The following is a 20441-nucleotide window of genomic DNA, read 5'->3' on the forward strand; positions in this document are numbered from 1 at the left end:
GGTCTGCTCGGAAGGCTCTAAGGTGATTCTTCACCGCAGCAAACTTCTCGTAGGTAGCGTGCGTCCAGTCGTTCTGCCGACCACAGACCCGAACAAACTCATCGAAGGCCTTATAAAAGTCATTTGAAGGATCGGGCTTATCGGAGGTCCGTTCCAGCTGTACATCGTCAGATCTATGGCGGGCATTGAAGGCGCTCTTAACATCCGCTGGACTTGGCATAATTTCCGCCACTTCAAAGCGCTTGAATACCTCTTGCAGCTCGGTGTAGTATCCCAAGAGCGCAGCGTTGATCTCTGAGGCAGATTGCTTAAGCTTGTTTGTACATCTGTTCTTTACTCGTTGCTTGTCTGCATCCCATTTAGCCACATCGATACGATAGCCCGTAGTGAACTCTATCCGCTGGGAAGCAAAGTTCACTCGCATACGGATAGGGACGTTCTCAACGATCAGGATACCGTCCTTCTTACGGCTCTCCAGAGCAAAGATGATATTGCGCTTGATATTCATAATTCTCGGGTGTATAGTTTACACACCCAAAGATACACCCAAATAAGGATATCGCAAAGGAGATCCTATGATACTCTACTTTAAGACACCCACCCACATATACACTGATAAACAGCACTTTGACACCAAACAAGCATCTATGATAGTTCAAGAGAAAGAGCCTCTCTCTCCGCAAAGAGGCTTCAAAGTGACTGCAAAATGGTCGTCAGAGAAGCCTTCAAAATAAAAGAGAAAGCGTTGTAAGACATGGTCTTACAACGCTTTCTCTTTATACGCAGTCCATAGACTTGACGGCTCACCCCTAGGGGCTAATCGTCATCAATCCGTCAAATTCTGCTACAGAAACTGCTACACAAATCGGGGCGTAGCCATCAGTGTAGCAGTGACGGCTAAATGAAAGGTTGCATCAGTTGCTTAAACTTATGAATTACTCGTCCTCGTCTAGGTCCAAGACATGGATGTCACTATAATCAAGCTCGGTCTGAATCTCCACGTAGAGCTTCCCTTCGTGTACGCCTATACTCGCTATTTGGTTAAAATCTCCTGGCGTAAAATCAACTTTTACCTCATCCAGCATTTCATGAGTGCGTAAGTCTATCGCTCCGACATAGGCATTATGCTTCTCTGCCCCATAGAACAGGTAGTCCTTGTAGATAGTCGTAACAAATACATTAGCATTATAGCCTAGATACCTACGAGTATAGACCTCGCCAGTACGAACATCCAGCTCTGCGTATAAGTCTCTATGATCATTGCCGTCCTTCCAATAATGAACATAGAAGTGTACCAGCTTATCATCTCCGTACTTTTGGTACTCTCTTGCAGTATCATTCTCCCACAATACCTTCCCTGACGGTACCTCCACGCACAGCACCCGATTTGTACTCTTACTCCCGATCTCCCGAAACCATACAATAACTACCTTATCCTCGTAGGGGTAAACTTTGCCGACACGAGTGCCTGGGCGGTCTAATTCCCAAAGCACAGCTCCAGTAGCGAGCTCGATGAGCTGACAACCACCTTCCTTCGGTCCTCCTAAGGTACCCCATAGGAGAGCATAGTTCCCAAACTGCTCGATGAGTCTGTAGGGATATAATCTAGTCCATAATACCTCCCCATTTTGAATATATCTGTAGATGTAGCCACCTTTCTCTTTATCTCGTTTATTCATAACATAGAAATGGGGGAGTTCACCTATCTTCGGATATCCTACAGCTTCATCTACTTGTATTTGTAGCTTAATCCCATTGGAAGTCATCTCGTAGACGTCCCCATTAGGACTCATAGCCGCAAATACCCCTCCTCGCAAGCCTGCCTCAAGGAAAAGCTCCCTACTCGAAACTGCAACTCCATTCAGTTCTGTGCTTTCACCGCGAAACCACATAATGCCCAGAGGGCTATTCCGTATGTATCCAGCTCCTCTTATGATCTCTCGTACTTCTTTAATCTTCATAATCTAGTTTATCATAAATACCTTATCAAACAAAACTTCAATCTGTGTTGTCGGAGGCGACCCCAAGGAGAGGACAGCCCTCAATCCACCAAAGTGCAAGCAGCGACACCTAACCAAAAACTATCCCTCGCCCCGTTTATAAAGACAAGGACGAGGGAGAGGGAAGGGGTGAGGAAGAGGTATGAAGTCTAGATCTTGACCTTGACTATGAGCTTGCGAATCTTCCCTTCCCCAATAAGAGGGGCATGGGCATCTTCGGGCCAGACGATAGCGAATTGACCGGGGAAAAGCTTGATCGGAGTAAAGCTTGCATCTCCATAAAGCGCATAGTCCTCAGACTCTGAGTATTCTTTTCGCTCATCTTTGGCATCGCAAAGAGGCTTCCACCCGATGATCTCTTCACCCTCCAGCAAGATGTGGATATCAATATACTGACGATGGACCTCTAACACCGGCTGGTCGATGGCGACACATTCAGGATCGACGTTGTTGATAAACAAATCGTCGCCCTCCAGCTCGATCCGCCCGCATGGGGTGTTCAGCAGGTCATGGGTCTTCACATAATCGAATGCTCTCTTAAAAAGAGGGTGCAGCATCTCGATTCGCTCACTATACTTGAGATCAGATAGTATCATGTTCTTCTTATGTTATTGGTTGATATTACTCCTTGTCATCGGTCTGAGGACGCAGGCTGTAGAGCTGGATCACAACGGCGACAGCAACGACAGCAGCAAGAAGAGCAAAGCCCATCCCGAGATTGCCGTCATCACTCCAAGACCCTAATGCGGAGGTAATCATTGCCCCCGCAAAGACCCCCACCATATTCATCACACCATAGGCTGTGGCACGCTGACGCACGCTCACGAACTGGCATAGGATGGGCATATTATTCGCATCAAACATCCCAAAGCCAATCCCAAACAAGACCCCAGCACTGACCACCTCGAAGATACTATCACCAAAGCCTAAGAGCAGCAGCGAGGGTATGGTCAGAGATAAACCAATGGCACCTGTATAGATACGACCCTTGATGTTCTTACGAACCCACCTATCTGAGAGAATCCCCCCAAACACTACCCCGACAAAAGAGGAGAATGCTATCGTGATGGTAGCCATGGGACCAGCCTGTGCCATGGGTAGCCCTAAACTCTCAGCAAAGAGGGTGGGAAGCCAGTTCTTGGTTGCCCAGCCAGGTAGACTAGGAATAGCAAAGTAGAGGAGGATCACCCAAAACGCAGGATTCGTAAATAGTGACTTGAGGCTAAGCCAGACATTAGCTTGGGGCTTTTTCTGAGTACTCCCCTTCGCTTCTTCAAGGGCTACTCGCTTCTTATCCTTGAGGAATACCGCTAGGACAAACGCATAGACGATGCCGATGATACCAAACCAATGGAAGGTCGCATGCCAAGAATAGGCTGCAGCCAGCGTAGCTCCAAATCCTCCGATGGCTTGCCCTAGGTAGAGCCCTGTCATGTGAATACCAACGGCCAGCGACCTAGAGCCGCCCGTATGATAATCAGCAATAAGAGACAGCCCGGCAGGAAGGTAAAGAGCCTCACTAAGCCCCATCAGGGCACGTAGCCAAAAGACTTGATCATACGTCGTGGCTAAGCCCATGAAGTAGGTGACAGAAGACCACACCAATAGGCTACCCACAATAAGCTTCTTTCGGCTGAGATTGTCTGCGATAATGCCAGAGATAGGACTCATCAAGCCATAGATCCAGAGGAATATGGCCATCAGTCTACCAAAGTTCGTCGCAGACTGCAAGTCTGTGATATCCACTTGCATGGAGTCTTTCATCGTACTTAGCATCTGGCGATCCATATAGTTGAGCAACGCCACACCGCCCAATAGTGCGACTACAACCCATGGATAGTACTTACTATTAGTAAGGCTTTTCATATATCTGATTAGGAGTAAAAGTCCCCTATTCACAACAAGCGCAGGAATAAGGGACTTTTACGAGAATGGTTAGTATCTAGTAGTATTCTTAAACTCAAGGTCGATGACTAGGACTTCATCATGTCTCTACAGAGCATGGATCCCTTAATCATCATTCGGGGGATATGGAAGGGGCCCTTGAAGATGTTACCCTTCGCAGGCTGAGCTACGCTACCATCACGGTGTAGGTAACCATACCACTCGCCATACTCCGCATCGGGGAAGTGAGCATAGGTCCAATCGCTGATCTGCTGGTGCATGCGCAGGAAGCGCTCTTCACCAGTAGCTTCATAGGCGTAAAGCGTCGCGATGATCGCTTCGGTCTGTGGCCACCAGAACTTCATATCCTGCGAATAGTCCTGCACGGGCAGCCCCTTGCAGTCACGGAAGTTGATGAGTCCACCATATTCCTTATCCCAGCCCCAGTTCCATGACCAGTCAAGGATCTTGACCGCCACTTCCGTCAGCTGGGCATCACCACCACGATACTTGGCTTCTTCTAATAAGAACCAGGCGGTCTCGATGCAGTGACCAGGATTGATGGTGCGTCCGACAATCGTATCGATGAACTCACCATTAGGCCCTACAGTCTCTAGGAGAGCCTCGAATTCGGGATGAATAAAATAGCGCTGGAGGGTTTCGATAGACAAGCTGATCTGCTCATCCAGTTCGACAGCAGGTATAGCCTCACGAATGCGTGCAGCGGTATTGATCAGGATCATCGTGATCGAATGCCCTTGCATCTCTACCCCTTCGCAATACTTGGGCGCAAGGATTCCCTTCGTATTGATGAAGTGTAGAATCTGGTTGAACAGCGCCAAGGCCTTCTCAGCATAGCTCTTGTCGCCCGATGCGATCGCATACTCTGACATTGCGATCGCAGCAAAGCACTCAGAGAAGACATAACGTCTTTTGCGAACAGGCTGACCCGAGGCTGTCACCTCAAAGTACATGCGCCCATCGGTATCAAAGCAGTGCTGCTCGATGAAGTCGATACAGCTCTTGGAAGCCTTGAGCCATTCCTCGTTCGCTTCGATGTTGTTATATGCGTAGGCACAGATGAAGCCGAAGCGTCCTTGGAACCATACCGATTTGGTAGAGTCTATCAGCGTGCCATCGCGATCAACGCATGTGTACACACCGCCATGGACTCTATCCAAACCATGCTTCAGCCAGAAGGGGAGTATATTCTCCTTGAGATCGTCTTGGTAGCGGTCTGCCCAGTACGCAAGATACTTCTTTACATCCATCAGTTCTGGTATTTATGAGAATATTAGAAGATGTTGCAGCGACTGAAGAAGTTGATCTCTTCCAGCTCTTGCTTCATGCGAGCTTCTTCTTCATCCGTCATATTGTTGAAGGGCGTTCTGTTCTTCCCAAGGTCCAAGCCGATGAGCTTCATGATACGCTTACCCCCAACGATGTTTCCACGGAAGTGACAGATCACATTGATCACCTCTTGGGCAAAGTCCTGCAGCTCACGAGCCTCCTCAATGTCACCACGCTTCCAAGCATCGAGAATCCCGACGAGGCAACGACCATTATAGTTAGTTGTACCTCCGATCCCGCCTTGTGCGCCTCCCATAGCCAAGCAAGGAAGGATGGTTTCGTCTTGACCGTGCAGCAGGTCGAATTTGCCATTCGCATACAAGCGGCACTGGTTGTATTCGTACAAGCTTTCATAGGTGTACTTGATACCTGCGAAGTTAGGGATGCGTCCGTCTACCGCCTTCAAGAAGTCCAGCATGGGAAGGTAAGCTCCATTGAAAGCTGGGATATGGTAGTAGTAGAAGGGCAGCTTAGGGGCACCGGCAGCGATCTCTTCACAGTACTTGACCAGCTCTTCGACTCTACCGATCTTGGGGAAGGGAGGAGCCATCGCTCCGATACCAAAGGCACCGATCTCCTGAGCGTGAGCAGCCAAACGCTGGCTTGACTTCACGCAGGTGCTGCCCACATGGACAATGACCTTAAAGCCTTCGGGAGCGACTTCGACCCAGCGCTCAGCTAGGCGCATTCGCTCCTCCTCGGTCAGCATGTAGCCTTCACCAGAAGATCCATTGACAAAAACTCCCTTGAGCCCGTTCTTTGCCAGCATATGGGCATAGCGTTCTATGGGTTCGAGATTGACCTCCCCATTTTCGTAGAATGGGGTAAACGGTGCATCGATCAAGCCTGTAAGCTTCTCCATCGTATCTACTCTTTAGATTAGTTGTTTAGCGAAGGCATGGCTTACCGCCACCCTTTCACAATCAAAGATAAACTGAAATTCTTAATAAACACCCCCATAAAACCAAGCTGCCCGCAAAGCACACCCCACCTCTTCGGAAACTGCACCCACCTTGCCCCCTCACACTATTTCCTTTAGCTAACCTCAATCCTCCAAGCGTACCTACTGAGCCTCCAGACTCCCCTACTCCTCCGCACGTTTGAGCTTTCCATTTACTCATCTTGGAAGAACAGCAACTGCCCCTAAAGGATCGGCCATGACTTGGTCTCCTGATAGTTTCCTTGTGCATCCTGCCTAAGGACACCTTGCTCTTTCATGTAGACAATACTCTTCTTAGCCGTGCGATCTTTGATCTCGACTTCACCCTCCAAGACCTCGCAGTATTGTTGGCAAGAAAGACGATCCGATATATATCCATACAAAGAAGAGACACAAGCAATTAGATGATGAAGAAGCTTGGTTGCTTAGCTTGTAAAACAAGGGGCTCTAAAAGGTAAGAAATGAAGCCTACGGTAGGTCGTCGATGCGACCTACCGTGGGTCGGTGAGACGACCTACAGTAGGTTTTTCCGACGACCTACCGTAGGGTTATTTTGGGGGTGCGTGTAGAGCGGGTGAAAAAGGAGGGAAGAAGCAAGCTCCCCTGGACGGCTAAAAGGCTTCATTCAACAGCTTGGATCAGATGCAGGAAACCCCTACCACAAAGGGAGAGGAACAACGGGGAGAAGTGCAGACACAGAGTTATTTAAAAAGCGCCTCCTCAAGCACTTGGATTTTAAAATATAAGTGCATACCTTTGCCAAACAAGCTAGCACCACCAAACGATCAAGCTGGCCTCACCAAACGAAATAGTTGAACCCCAATGAGGTTGAAGAATGACTAGATAGATCATGACTAAGTAGGATACTTCAGACATGTCTAGCGAGATTGAAGGCTAAATTCCCAGTTCTTAATCACACATAATTCAGAGTTACTATGGAAAAGATCATCAGCACGGCACCATCATCGGTAGCCACCAGCGCTCTAAGAGCGATCCCCTTCGAGAACATCATCGGAGGCCCTCTTGAGGCGTGTGTCAAAGCTCAACGCATAGCAGCCCAGACCACTGTCGACTTCATCCGTGAGGTGGGGTTAGAAGATGTACCTGCACGGAAGCCTGACGGAACCATTGTGACAGCTCCTCGCTTGGATCGCTATGGCAACCCCGTCAAGGATAGCAAGGGCAATGTCATTGAGGATCCTGTGATGGAGAAAAAAGCAGTCTATGTCTGCTTCCAGTTCATCCAAGGGGGGCGCTTGGTTCGTCTCAATGTCCCTATGCTGAGCATTGTCCCTATCCCTTACATTGCGATCAACACGATTGACATTAACTTCAAGGCCAATATCAAGGCCCAAGCTAGTGCGACAGATCAAGATGCCATCACAGAGACAGATGAGCATAAAGGCTCGAACTATAGCAGTCACTACGATAGAGACACCAGCCGTAGCTACTCGCGCTCTGGCCATTGGTGGAACAAGAGCAGAAGTGGAGTCAACAGCTCTAGCTACTCGAGCAACTACTCCAACAACTCTATGCAGGCCTCTATCTCGAGTAAAAAAGACTCCGTAGGGACTCGTGAATCAAAGTATAGCGTAGAGTACACCATGGATGTGGCAGTACATGCCTCCCAAGATAGTATGCCTGCAGGTATGGCAAAGGTCTTGGAGCTCATCGGCAATGCCATGGATGTCTGCAACCCAGAGGGCGAATTCTTGATCAGCAACAACATCTTGATAGTACCTAATAACACAGCTAAGGCTTCCTTTGAGGCTGCCTATAAGACTCCTGAAGGGCTACTCTCCACGCGCAAGGAAGATTTCTGGCTCAAGAAGCTAGATGGGGATAAGCCTTCTGGCGAAGACCTACTCAAGACTCGCAACAAGAACAGAGCGATGACAGAAGATCTCACGGCTGGAAACTATCTGCTATCCAATGCCGATGGCACACTCACAGAAACCATTCAGGTCGTCGTAGTCGCAGATAATTCCACCGGAGGAGGAAAGTCACCAGAGAGCAAATAACAGTGGGTTAGGTAGCTCTCCAAGAAGAGAATGAGTTTAACCAAGTAACGGAAGCAAGCTCCATAGGATCTAGAGCCCCATAGGGGATGCAACAAGCTCATCTGGGCTCATCTAGGGATCAATATGGAGACCTAGCATGATGGTTTAACTTTATAGACGTAAACGCTATGGCTAATATAGATACTACGCCCTCTCAAGTTGCGACCTCAGCCCTGCAGGCCATCCCCTTTGGATCGATCATCGGGGGGCCACTCACAGCTTGTATTGATGCCCAAGCCCAAGCCGCTCAAACGACGTGGGAATTCATCAAGCAGGTAGGGTTGCAGACAGACAAAGAGGGCAATACTAGGGCTATCACCGTCATATTTGAGTATGTACAAGGTGGTCGCCGGATGATGCTCATCGTCCCGTTGCTGACCATTGTCCCCATCCCTTATATTGCAATCAACGAGATTGAAATCAACTTCAAGGCACAGATCTCTGCCTCGGCCTCCAACTCGAACGAGGTCAAGAGATCTAGGGCTGTTGATGCTGGTGTCAAAGCCTCGGGAGGTTACCGAGGTCTATTTGCCAAGGCCTCTCTAGAGATGCATGCTAACTTCTCCAGCAAAAAAGACTCCAAGGCTACGCAAGAGTCTAAGTACAGTGTCGAGTACACTATGGATGTGCACGTGCATGCTGGTCAAGATAGTATGCCTGCTGGCATGGCGAAAGTGCTAGAGATCCTCAATAGTGCTGTAGACACGGTCAATGCTAAGGGTGAACTAACGGTCAGTGACCAAATGGTTGCAGTCAATCAGTCCATCATCATCTCCTACCGAAATAATGAAGGTGTTTGGTCGCCCAAAGAAGTCATGTGGCGCAAAGCTACAGACCCCGCAGATAAGTGGCAGGGACAAGATGGCGGCGGGGCATTCGACCAAACTCCCCTCAAAGTATCGAGCAACGGGGAGAGCGTGATTGCGACTTTTACCCAAGAAGGAGAGTATTACGTCAAGGGTGGTGAATGCCAAGCCTTGATCGTAGTCACTTCATAACCCCAGTAAAGAATAGGAGATACGAACATGGCTGACAAAATCGATAAGGAGCAGGATTCTAGCAGCTCCATTGACTATGCTGCCTTGCGTAAAGCTGCGCTGGGAGGGGTGACTGATATCCCTTTTACCCACCTGATCAGCGAGCCTCTTAGGGCATGCGTTGCCGCACAAAACGAAAGTCATCAGACGACAATCACGGCTCTTCGAGAGATGGGGATCTTCTCCGATAAGGAGAATAACCAAGTCGCCGCTGCCGTAGGCTTTGAATTCATCAAAGATGGCAAGAGGCAGAAGATCATGGTGCCACTCATCACGCTCGTGCCGATCAACTTCTTCCAGATCAATGCTGTCAGTATCAGCTTCAAAGCCACGATCAAGTCTTCGTCCTCGTGGGGGACAGGTCCTGATATTACCCTAGAGCTAAACAAGGGTAAAAAGGAGGGGAAGGAAGAGGAAGAGAAGAAGCAAGAAGGTGATAAGAAAACAGAGCAGAGCACTGAACAGAAAAAAGAAGGGGAAGAGACTTCGGCAAAGGCCTCGAAGAAGAGCGCAGATGACAAATCCGAAGAGAAGAAGGACACCCCCGCTTGGTGGCGTGAGGTGATAAAATATGGGGGACAGGCTTTGGATTTCTACAAGGAATACAAAAAGTCTAAAGACTCCAAGGACTCCGAAAGTAAAGCCGAATACTCCAACAAGAAGGATTCCAAAGTCACTCAAGAGTCCAAGTATTGTATCGAGACGACGGTCGACTTTCAGGTCCAAGCAGGGCCTGCGGATATGCCTGGTGGCTTAGCCAAGATCATCGAGACGCTCAACAATACCATCACGACCTTCGACCCTTCAGGAGAACTGCAAGTTAGACCCGAGCCTAACTCTGGCGGACGTAAACTTTTCGTTAGATACCTCAACGAGGACGGCATCTTGGATCCAAGCGCAATCAAGTGCACCCCAAGCGATGGGGTTGAATCTCAAGAGGCAGATTCAGGAGTGATCCTAACATTCTCGAAAGCAGGCGACTACAAAATAGAAGCCGGTGAGAAGACCCAAAGCATTACAGTCGCCGAGTAATAGACACTCGGATTATTCCGCATACATCTTATGACAAACCTCAAGCAAGTAATAGCATCGGTGCTGCGAGACGTAATACAAGCGCAGCACGAAGTGGCCAAGTATGCCCGCGAGCTTGCTCTCTCAGACCATCCAAACGCGGGGGGGGCACCTGTCCCCCCTGCCGTAGGGGTGGGAGAGCTAACCCTAAACCTACGGTATGCCATCCAAGACGGAGAGGATATCACGGAGGTGAAGGTGCTCAATGCAACCGAGAGTGACCGCCTACTCAGCAATATCTCGGAGCAGCTCGCCAAACTAGTAATTCGCAAGTTAGTTCACCAAACTCAGGTATCTGGAGTACCATACGCACCCAATGGGTTCTCCTATATAGATGATCTAGGAGATAACCGTCGACTCATCGACTACATCGCTCACCGAATGCTCTCCAAGCTCAAAGCCAATATCGACAAGTTGTACAACGAACGGCATGAGTTCGAGATCGAGGCTATTGCAGATCAGGTGCTGGCAGTAGGCGAGGAGGACCTCTTCCGACATAGCGATATTGAAGGTCTCTTCGCTCTACCTGGAGGCCCTGAGCTACTGGCAGAGACTCGACGCATATTAGACGATGAAGTAAGCGAGGAGATCCGCAAGATCATAGACGAAGAGCAGGGAGCTCAGCTGTTCTCGTGTCGTACCGAGCGTTCGCTACGCATCGAGATCGATGCCGAGCGACTCAAGGAATACCCAGCTGAGACAATCCAATCCATTACCCTAAAGGTGGTACCTCAGCTGTCAAATACGACTAATGTTTAATCCTCTGTGCCTCCACATCGGAAGGGATATCTATACATCAGTACAACAATGAGTAATATACCAACCAATATGAACATAGGGCTTGCAGAGCTGATCAAAGAGGCACATATCTCTACGCTTAAAGCCGAGCAGATGGGGTTAGAGGAATACCTGCGCATATTGGGTGAGCTACGCAATATGCCCCCAGTCTCCTTCGGCTACAGCGATGAGCAGGGGCGTAGAATGCTCCTGCAGATCCCAGTGATCACGTTGATCCCTTTGTCCCTGCTGCGCATCGAGGAGGCAGAATTCTCTTGTTCATGCCATTTAGAACTTAAGACTCAATGGGAAGCGCCCAAAGTGGATCCCCCCAGTATCTCCTCCCCAGAGAAGAGCATAAACCCATCTACAGCACTAACAGAATACTACGACAAACAGCAGAACAAGCGAGTTTATGCTCAAGAGATCCACATCTATAAGTCTTTGATCAATACAAGTAAGCTCATCTTCATGATTATAAATGAGGCTGGCGAGAGATCATACTATAGAAGCGATCCGACCAAAGGTCTCAAAGACAAGCAATGTGTCCTACTCTCCATGGGTAGGCCCTACATTACGCTATGGAAGGAGAAACTAACTGAAAAGCAAATCAGCGAGTTTGCGTGGAGCAATCGCCCCCTAGTCAAACTCTTTGGCGATGGGTCTTTTTGGTACCAAGGCAATACCTATCGGCGTACCGATAATGCGACCAAAGAGATCCACATCGAGTTCCCATTGGATGGAGCACGCTACGACTATGCACACAAGCATATCGCTTGGCGATTTTTGCTTCGCACTATGGCCGGAGAGTTGGAACGCCAAGACGAATCCAAGACTCAGATGCAAATACTCAATCCAGACAAGCAAACCGAGCAGAGTAATTTTACCTTTAGAGTGAAGCTAAAGCAGTCGCCCCTACCTCCTGGGTTTGCTGATATATTTAGAGTTATAGGAAATAGCACAAGGTTATCAGAAGAGTACTAACCTATTAAAATACTAGAGAACAATATGAACCAGCAAAGAACACCAGGGCTCAACTGCCCTAAGTGCAACCACTTCATCGAGACCACAATCACCGAGCTTATATCGGCTTCATATATCGAGTGCAAGCACTGTCGCCTCAGACTCGAGATCAATAAACAAGAATCCAAGCGGGCTCTTGAGATCCTGGGTGATGTAGAGCGTGCCAAGCAGCGCGTACAGGAGGCAAGCACCTTCCACAGATAACCCATTCGCCGTAGCTATCGTAGTCGGTCATACTACAAAATAATAACAGAAGGTATGAGTAGTGTAAACGAACTGATGGAAGGAATTCCCTTTCATCATCTGATCGGTGGTCCGCTCAAGGCGTGCATTCTCGCTCAAGAGCAGTCCTCGATGAGCACTTGGCACTATATCAGAGAGGTGGGTCTAGAGAACGGCAAGGAAGCTGTCGTAGTATCCTTTTCATTCGTCAACAATGGCACCAAGGCATACCTACGCATTCCATTGCTTACACTGGTTCCCGTACCTTACTTCTCTATAGATACGCTAGAGATCTCGTTCAAGGCTAGAGTCACTGGGGTCAACGAAAAGGCATCGAAAGACGAGTGCATGATTGCGGCAACCTATGCAACTACCTCCAGTGACACCATGACCACCAAACTGGAGAACACGATAGACGTAGCAGTGCGTGCCACACAAGACCACATACCCTCTGGACTCAGCAAAGTGCTGGGTTTCATGGAGCAGTCAGTGGCAGCAGAGAGCATCTATCTATCACTCAAAGATCCAGAGATTGCCAGATCCATCGCTCGTGGTTGCGTCAAATCAGTTCCACAGAAGATAGCCATAGACTATTCATTTGGGAGTAAATCTGAGACAGAGATCCCGATCAAACTACCTAAGAGGGATCATATAGAGCGCAATGATATCCCCAAGATCAAAGCTCTCAATATACCACACGATCAGTTCCCGTTCATCAGCATAGATGATTTGGGGGCCTTCCATAGTCTGAAGGCCTTCAGGTGTACTCGACTCAATCTAGCTGCTGTGCAGTCGTTTGCTATGAGTCGCCTAGCCGATTTGCTCTATCTAGAGCTATGGGGTACGGGGCAGGATTTGATACAGGGACAGCACAGAGCTATTATGGACTTTGGGTGGCTTGAGCAAATCTACACCTTGGTACTCTCCAAGTGGGGAAAGGGTTTCATCCCCCAGGTCGTCTTATCCTCTGCGATCCATCTTGAAAGACTTGACATTAAGAACTGTGCACATGATGTCGTGGATATATCATACTGCTATGCCCTCAAGCAGCTAAACATCAAGGATAGCAGTATCGGACGGCTCATCGTACCGAAGGGGTTTGAGGAAAAATGCAAAAAGTATGGGTATGTTATTCCCGATGGCATTGAGATTATTAGTCGGAAGTAGCTATGAAGAATCAAGATTCACCCCAATCAGCATTGGCTAAACTCCCTTTTAGCCAAATGCTCGGAGATCCGGTGAGGGCTTGCGTACGAGCACAGGTAGAAGCAGCGCAAGTAACGAAGCGCTACTTGAACTCTGTTACCCTAAGGCAAAATGAGGCAGGGCATCAGGAGGCTGTGATGGTATCATTCAGATACCAGAACGGTGAGCGGATGTTAGAGCTATCCATTCCTCTGATGACCCTAGTCCCCATCCCTCACTTCTCAGTTGATCGGCTAGATATCGAGTTCAATGCGCTGGTCGAGAGTTTTGATGAGAAGCATCTGACATGCTCCTTTGCAGGAACAGATACACAACACGATGGTGAAGAGCAGCAGACGATCACGAGCAATCATCATCTCAAAGTCAAGCTCCAAGCCACGCAGGATCATATGCCCATAGGGCTATCCAAACTATTGGGCCTTTTGGATGAAGCCATTGTTCTAGACCAGCCCATACGGCCGAGTGCTAAAGCTGATCTAAGACTCAACGCCGAGAAGATTGAGATTTTCACCCAAAGGGAATATCAACTGTATCCCAGTGAGCCAATTGTCCCAGAAGCTCTGGCGTGGAGCTCTAGCAATCCCCTCGTTGCGACTGTCGATGAGCGAGGACTTGTAAGGGCTCATCAAGAGGGAGAGGCCTACATCTTCGTTGAGACTTACGAGGCACGAGGACGATGTCGTGTGATCGTTGAGTCTGACCAAAGAAAACTCGGGCAAATCCTCTCGTCTATCAAGGAGTATAGCCAGAGACGCGAGGCATCCCAAGCTACTCAAGAGAGTTCGTCCTATGTAGGTAGCTACAAAGGTGGAATTTCCTCCAATACCAAGGAGGGATACCTCGATGGAAGCTATGGGATGAAGCTGATAAGTCGGGCAAATGAGACGGAGGAGACTCGCCCCTTAGATCCAAGAGCCTTACGAACCCAAGTAATAACTGCCCGAATCAAAGCAAAGCAGACGAAGATACCAGCTTTTCATGTTACACATACAGCCCCTGCTAGAGCAAGAGGTCAAGAACCCCATATAGATGACTTTGAGCTTCTGACCACGATTATGTCTGCCCTACAGTGGCGCAGGCACAATGGCCCAATCAAGCTGTACACTGACTCCGAGGGCAAGAGGATCTACGAGAAGCAGAATATGACGTTTATCTGGGACGGTGGCATTGACACCATGGTACTAGATAAGATACAAGACCGAGTTGATTTCTCTATCTTCTGGGCAGGAGGTAAGCTCTATGCGCTACGAGATATGCAGTGTCCGTGCGTCATGCTTGATACGGATATGGTTGTTTGGAAGAGCTTGGATGAAAAGATCAATCCGAAAAAAGATGCGGTAGCTTGTGTTCACAGAGAATGTCTATCGGAAGTCTATCCAAGCATAGATAAGCTCAAGACAGCCAAGGGCTATCGCTTCGAGGAGTCTTGGAGCTGGTCGGCAGAGCCGTTCAATACAGCTTTGCTCTATATCGCAGATCCAAAATTCAAGGAGCTCTATACCTCTCATGCGATCGAGTTTATGCGAGATAATCTTGAGCGGGCCAACGATGACATAAGCCAGATGGTCTTCGCTGAGCAGCGTCTACTAGGCATCTGCTCCGAGAATACGAATACTCCCGTCAGAACACTGCTGGAGCTGGAGCAACTACACGAACAAGATATGATCACACATATCTGGGGAGGCAAGGCGAGCTTACGTCAATCGCCCGAACTAGCAGAGACTTTTTGCCGTGAGATGGTCGCTAAACTACTCGAGATATTTGATGAGCTATCTGTAGAGCTGCTTAACATCCCCGTAGTAAAACAGTATCAGCCCCTTGCGATATAAAATAATTCACAGGATGCTAGGTTATATCATTTTTAATACATACATTTGTAGTAGAGAATAAGACAAGAGTATCAACAAACAACTGTAGCGGTTAGGTGCTGAAGCGCACGGGCTTGCATAAAACATTACTATGTATGGTCAGACTGTAACGTTGCAGTTTCTTTTAGTGATACTCTCCTTTAGAGAGGCTATGTATGGTTGACTTTAGTCACCTCGCATAGCCTCTCTCTTTGTTTCCTCGTCACGCTGCACTCTCCTCGGTTACATCTGATCTCTGCCATACGCCCTCCTTCATAGTACACATCGACGATATCGCCCTTGCGAACCTCAACATATACACCCTTCATCTGGATCAGATCCGTCCACCATTGAGGCTACTCGGCAAGGATACTATACACCTTAGCATTAGGATTAAGCGAAGCTTTTAGCATCGCAATGTTATTCATGAGTTTACGTATTTAGGTCGCGACTACCTAGGGATGGTTGCCAAGGCCAGCGCACCACAGACGAAGAGGAAGAGGTGCATACTTCGGTATCGCTTGGAGCATCTACTCATTGTCCTTTATTGCACATATCTTGCTCCATCCATGAGTATCGATGCTTGATAAAGGTATCAATTCTCAAGGAAGCCCCCTCAAGCCTTCGACTCATGGAAGAGGGATGATACATGCCATCCTTCTTAGGATGCCCTTAGAGAACATGAGTCTAAATGCAAGATGCAGAAGGAAGGATCGGTAGAGCAACCGGAATAGAGGACTTTGGAAACCTATGGTAGGTCGTCGATGCGACCTACCGTGGGTCGGTGCGACGACCTACCGTGGTTTTTTCCGACGATCTACCGTAGGGTGCGTTTGAGGATGGGTGTAGAGGGGACGAAAGGGCGGAATGGAGGCGGGGCTAAAAGCGGTGACCTTCGCTGCTGGTCTTCTTGTTGCGGTAGGCTGCCTTGACGGAATGGATGCGGTAGGAGACATTCAAGCCGGCGCCCGAGAAGTCCCGCGCTTCGATCTCCTGCGCAAAGATGCCTGCCATCCTGCGCGTCCTGTACTGCTTGTTGTCAAGGAAGAGGTTCTGCAGGCTGAGGTCAAAGGTGAAGTTCCCTATCTCCTTGGATAGCATCAGGCTGTAGCTCCACTTAGCAGAGTACTCACTGAAGAGGCTATGACTTCTACTTGAGTAGCTGGCGTCAGCGTTCACACTCCAGCCCTTCCCCAGCTCTACATAATGGCTTGTCGAGAGCTCCAGCATCGGGCGATCGAAGGTCAAGCCACTGTACTTGAGGAGCTGCTTTTGGAATCCCACCTCGATTGATGGAGAGTACGGACCGAATGAATCACTCCAATTCAGCCCCAGCGAGAGCGTCGAATAGCTGGGGATATTTATCCTACGCTTGAGCAGCACGTCGGCCTTCGTCTCGTGGCGGGCTAGCGCTGTGGTCGCCGTATTCCGAATGTAGTTATAGCTGGCGCTGAAGGACAGCGTCTTGTACGTGCCGAGGAGCTGTAGGGCATCATTGGTCTCGTTGAGTAAGAAGGGACTACCCTGCTGGTAGACGTACTGATTCTCGAGGAGTGTGAAGTTGTTCAAGGACGAGTACGCTGGGCGGTGGAGGCTCTTACGATAAGACAGCGTAGCTTGGAGATCTTCGCCCGAATAAGACAGCGAGAAACTGGGGCTTAGGAAGTGAGGGGAGGGCTTCTGACGGGTGACACGCGTACCATTCTGCGTATAGGAAGAGGCTTCATACTCATATCGCAAGCCTGCATACCACGACAGCCCCAGCCACTGAGCCCTCACATCAACGAAGGTACCCAGTAGCGTTTGGCCATTCTTCACCGTGGAGCTAATGACGTCAGTCACGATGCCTTGCTCCGTCTGCTGCAGCTCATTCTTATTGAAGCTCAAGGCCAGCTCAGCACCGTAGCCCAGCTTCACCCCCTTGACAGGTGTCTGGAAGGACAGCATCAGGGAGTTCATGCCATAGCGCTGAGCCCCCTTGGTCTGCGCGTGTGCCGAAGTGCCCGCCTCGTCGTATATGGAGGTATTGGTGCCACTCCCCAAGAGGATCTCATCGGTGACGTTCACACTCGTGGCACCTATCTTCCCATTGTAATAGAGGCTCGATGTGGATTTGTAGGGACGTGAATCTATTTGCGAAGTATAGGGAGTATTCAGGCGTACGATCCCGCTCTCCTTGTGGATCAGCCCCTCAGAAGCGTAATCGATCGTCACAGCAACCACCTTGAGGTTGGAGACAAAGCCGATGTTCGTCTCCTTAGCTGGGGATATATTCAGCCCTAAGCCGCCCATGAAGATGTCACTTCGATTCGTCATATCTGAGGAACTGAAGGTCTCCAATAGGTCACCACTCCCATTCAGCATACCGTAGTAATCGCTATTCCCACTCACCGTCGCTGCGCGGCTATAGCCCGCATTGAAGCTCCAATAAGCCCGAGCATTGCTGTGAGCGACGTTGACACCAGTATAGGTGCTGAGGCGATTCTGCAGGAGAGCATATTGCGAAGCAGAGAGGCTGGTCATATTCTGCTTCTTGATCGTGTGGATCTTGATCACCGAATTCGTGGAGGCCTTATACTGGGCGCCGGGGGTATTGATGACCTCGACACTCGCGATATCTTGGGAGCGGAGGTGCTGGAGGATACTCGCATCCTGCACCCGCTGGCCATCCAGGTAGAGGGTCGCTTCACCACCCGTACCCAGCACAGAGAAGGATCCGCCTGATCCCTGCACGAAGGGGATGCGGTTCAGTAGGTTGTCGATCGAGCCGCTATTCCTGAGTGAAGGCACCGCCGCGACGTTGGCGACGAAGGCACCATCCTTCAGCTTGAAGGCTTTGCGCTTCGCTCGGATCGTCACATCCTGTAGCTGATTGGTCTGTACCTCTAAGATGAGCTCCGCACCTTCCCGAGGGTAGCGGCTAATCGGTCGCAGTAGATCCTCATAGCCGATGCAGGTCGCTCGTATCCACTGCGGGACTTTCCCTTGCTCCGTCGTGATCGAATAACGCCCGAGCTCGTCAGTGACCCCACCAGCGAGGAAGGAGGAGTCTTGCGCTAGGAGGATGACATTGGCCAAGGGTATCGGCACCTTATCTTCGGACGAGATGACCCGCCCCGAGTATATGACCTGCGAGAGCAACGTGATCTGAGCACAGAGGCAGCAGAGGACGATGATGAATAGCTTCTTCATGGCTTAGTGGATTTACTTTACATACCTCCCAGTCGCTACGGCATGGCTCTTGGGATCGAACTCCCTCTGAATATAGTACGCTGTCGAAATCATAGCGGAGATGTCGGCTGGTCGCCAAGCGGAGGTGTGGCTGAAAGGAGCTTTGCGATCTCGTCCTTGTAGGACATAGACGATGGCAATATCCCCGAAAGAATCCTTGACGATCACGCGATTCCTCCGCTTGATCACATAGATCCTCCGTAGAAATCCACACACTCCATCCATCGTCGGTGCACTCTCCGTTGCGGCATCAAGACCTATGCAGACCCAGCGCCATGACTCGAAGTTAAGCTGATAGCTATACATGTAGCCGACATCTCGCTTACTATGAGTGCCCGTGCTCTTCACGAGGATGAAGCTCGGCGAAGCGGCGATGATGGTGTCTTGGGTCGAATGGCATTCCTTTAGAATGGAGGCGATATACGCTGCCTGCTCCTTCGGTAGCGCTTCCTTGTTCAGCGCAAGCTGCACATCCTTGAGATTCAATGCTGAGGTAGAGACCTTGAAGACGGGCTGATCAGCGACCTTGATCGTGTTGGTGCTTGCATCGAGGGCGGTATGTTGGGCAAAGTGGAGTTCCTGCTGGATACCGCATGAGGCGAGGGCGCTCACGCAGAGGCAGGCGAATAGGATATGAAGGGCACTCTTCTTCATAATGGGATGGCGAGTGATGGTAAGACGTTTGCGGTGTAGACTCTATGTCTTCAGATTCATTTGTCTACAGCAAACTTAGCAAAAAGCCAGCACGATGAAAAGGAGGAGATATGCAAACCCATACGAGTCACTTCGATGACTTGTATGGGTTACTTTTTGCCTTCGGAAGGGGGGCTACTTCATGGATGAGGAAGGGGGGCTACTTCATGGATGAGGAAGGGGGGCGGAAGGGCAGCCCTACCCTTCCTCGCTGAGGAGGGTAAGGACTTCGGCAAGGGTGTAGTGCTGAGCCGTGGCTTGGAGCGTTCGGTAGCGGCGAATAAGCCTACGGAAGGGGTGCCACAGCGAACTAAAGCCACACACACTGCGCATGCTGACTTCGCCCGTTTCGCTTACCAGCGTGCAGCGATTGCTCCCAGAGAGCGGGCTACCTGCCACACGCGTCACGAAGTGCTTTATCCCCCATTCGTCCGTGATGAGCGCAGCATCACACAGCGTCCAAAGCTCAATGTATGCACCAAGTGGCGCTGGGGAGAAGGCTCCCAGATATGCCAATCCATTCACCTCCGCTATGGGAGTGAGGAACATTCGGCTATCCGAAAGGATGCGCTCACGATGCCGCCACAAGAGGGGCACACTTTGGCGAAAGAGGTCTGTGTCCTCGGTGCATGCTTCGGGTGTAAGTGGTGCGGGAGCAGACATCACAGGATAGAGACGTAGAAGGGTGCCATCCATCCGACGCAGATGCCCCTCGGGGTGCTCGGTCGCATAGACGATGTAGGAGCCAGATGCGAGCTCCTCTGCCGAAGTAGATGTAGCTGGGGTAGTCATACCTTTAGTTTTTAGATGAGACGATACGTCCTCTCGTGTCAGGCAGGAGATCTGCCTCTCGCACCTTGCCCCGTATGCGGATAGGTTGCGGACGGCTCGTAGCCGTTCTCTGGACACTTCTTGTGAAAGACACTTCCCTCTCAGGGGAAGCAGCACGAAGGTAGCCTTTTTCTGCGACAAACATTCTCCTTTTCCTCCGAAGAAGAGACAAGGCAAAAGGCTGTACCATACAGCGAGGGACTCAGCAGCAAGCCCGTTCATTCGGTGCAGGAGGCAGCTGTTTCGGGAGGATGTAGACCTTGTGCGGG

17 protein-coding genes are annotated in these 20441 nt (G+C 49.9%); 8 read left to right on the forward strand and 9 right to left on the reverse strand.

Annotation, left to right across the window (positions count from 1 at the left end; all coding sequences use genetic code 11):
* The 6 genes from Q0336_RS05390 to Q0336_RS05415 all read right to left on the reverse strand — a co-directional run.
* A partial coding sequence (locus tag Q0336_RS05390) for an Arm DNA-binding domain-containing protein (RefSeq protein WP_298526431.1) occupies positions 1-508 on the reverse strand: 508 nt, incomplete at its 3' end.
* A 427-nt stretch (positions 509-935) separates the two neighbouring features.
* Complete coding sequence (locus tag Q0336_RS05395) at positions 936-1961, reverse strand: hypothetical protein (protein ID WP_298526433.1); 1026 nt, start codon at positions 1959-1961, stop codon at positions 936-938.
* 188 nt (positions 1962-2149) lie between these two features.
* A complete protein-coding gene (locus Q0336_RS05400) occupies positions 2150-2596 on the reverse strand; it encodes a YhcH/YjgK/YiaL family protein (RefSeq protein ID WP_298526435.1) in 447 nt (148 codons plus the stop codon).
* Between the two features lie 25 nt (positions 2597-2621).
* Entirely contained in the window at positions 2622-3866 is a 1245-nt protein-coding gene (locus Q0336_RS05405; RefSeq protein WP_298526437.1) for an MFS transporter, read from the reverse strand.
* A gap of 107 nt (positions 3867-3973) precedes the next feature.
* Positions 3974-5155 (reverse strand): AGE family epimerase/isomerase, encoded by a 1182-nt coding sequence (locus Q0336_RS05410; RefSeq protein ID WP_298526438.1) that lies wholly within the window; start codon positions 5153-5155, stop codon positions 3974-3976.
* A gap of 23 nt (positions 5156-5178) precedes the next feature.
* Positions 5179-6096, reverse strand: coding sequence for a dihydrodipicolinate synthase family protein (locus tag Q0336_RS05415; protein ID WP_298526440.1), 918 nt, complete (start codon positions 6094-6096; stop codon positions 5179-5181).
* Positions 6097-7109: 1013 nt separating this feature from the next.
* On the opposite strand from Q0336_RS05415, the gene Q0336_RS05420 reads away from it, so the two are divergent.
* From Q0336_RS05420 to Q0336_RS08830, 8 genes are all read left to right on the forward strand, one after another.
* The gene (locus Q0336_RS05420) at positions 7110-8195 is read left to right on the forward strand and encodes a DUF2589 domain-containing protein (protein WP_298526442.1); all 1086 of its coding nucleotides are present in this window, start codon (positions 7110-7112) and stop codon (positions 8193-8195) included.
* 167 nt (positions 8196-8362) lie between these two features.
* Entirely contained in the window at positions 8363-9232 is an 870-nt protein-coding gene (locus tag Q0336_RS05425; RefSeq protein WP_298526444.1) for a DUF2589 domain-containing protein, read from the forward strand.
* Positions 9233-9259: 27 nt separating this feature from the next.
* Complete coding sequence (locus Q0336_RS05430; RefSeq protein WP_298526446.1) at positions 9260-10303, forward strand: DUF2589 domain-containing protein; 1044 nt, start codon at positions 9260-9262, stop codon at positions 10301-10303.
* A 30-nt stretch (positions 10304-10333) separates the two neighbouring features.
* Positions 10334-11101 carry a hypothetical protein gene (locus Q0336_RS05435; RefSeq protein WP_298526448.1) on the forward strand — a complete coding sequence of 256 codons (768 nt, stop codon included), beginning with the start codon at positions 10334-10336 and terminating at the stop codon, positions 11099-11101.
* A gap of 48 nt (positions 11102-11149) precedes the next feature.
* Positions 11150-12103, forward strand: coding sequence for a hypothetical protein (locus Q0336_RS05440; RefSeq protein WP_298526450.1), 954 nt, complete (start codon positions 11150-11152; stop codon positions 12101-12103).
* A gap of 24 nt (positions 12104-12127) precedes the next feature.
* A complete protein-coding gene (locus Q0336_RS05445; RefSeq protein WP_009433346.1) occupies positions 12128-12346 on the forward strand; it encodes a hypothetical protein in 219 nt (72 codons plus the stop codon).
* 54 nt (positions 12347-12400) lie between these two features.
* Positions 12401-13531, forward strand: a complete 1131-nt coding sequence (locus Q0336_RS05450; RefSeq protein WP_298526453.1) for a DUF2589 domain-containing protein — start codon at positions 12401-12403, stop codon at positions 13529-13531.
* A 56-nt stretch (positions 13532-13587) separates the two neighbouring features.
* On the forward strand, positions 13588-15399 hold the full coding sequence (locus Q0336_RS08830; protein WP_366139531.1) for a DUF6734 family protein: 1812 nt from the start codon (positions 13588-13590) through the stop codon (positions 15397-15399).
* A gap of 897 nt (positions 15400-16296) precedes the next feature.
* Here the strand turns inward: Q0336_RS08830 and Q0336_RS05460 are convergent.
* The 3 genes from Q0336_RS05460 to Q0336_RS05470 form a co-directional block, all read right to left on the reverse strand.
* Positions 16297-18609 (reverse strand): outer membrane beta-barrel protein, encoded by a 2313-nt coding sequence (locus tag Q0336_RS05460; protein WP_298526456.1) that lies wholly within the window; start codon positions 18607-18609, stop codon positions 16297-16299.
* Between the two features lie 12 nt (positions 18610-18621).
* Positions 18622-19302, reverse strand: coding sequence for a hypothetical protein (locus Q0336_RS05465; protein WP_298526458.1), 681 nt, complete (start codon positions 19300-19302; stop codon positions 18622-18624).
* A 237-nt stretch (positions 19303-19539) separates the two neighbouring features.
* Positions 19540-20133 carry a hypothetical protein gene (locus Q0336_RS05470; RefSeq protein ID WP_298526460.1) on the reverse strand — a complete coding sequence of 198 codons (594 nt, stop codon included), beginning with the start codon at positions 20131-20133 and terminating at the stop codon, positions 19540-19542.
* Positions 20134-20441 lie beyond the last annotated feature (308 nt).

Source organism: uncultured Porphyromonas sp., from assembly GCF_938039215.1.
In the GTDB taxonomy this organism is placed as follows: Bacteria; Bacteroidota; Bacteroidia; order Bacteroidales; family Porphyromonadaceae; genus Porphyromonas.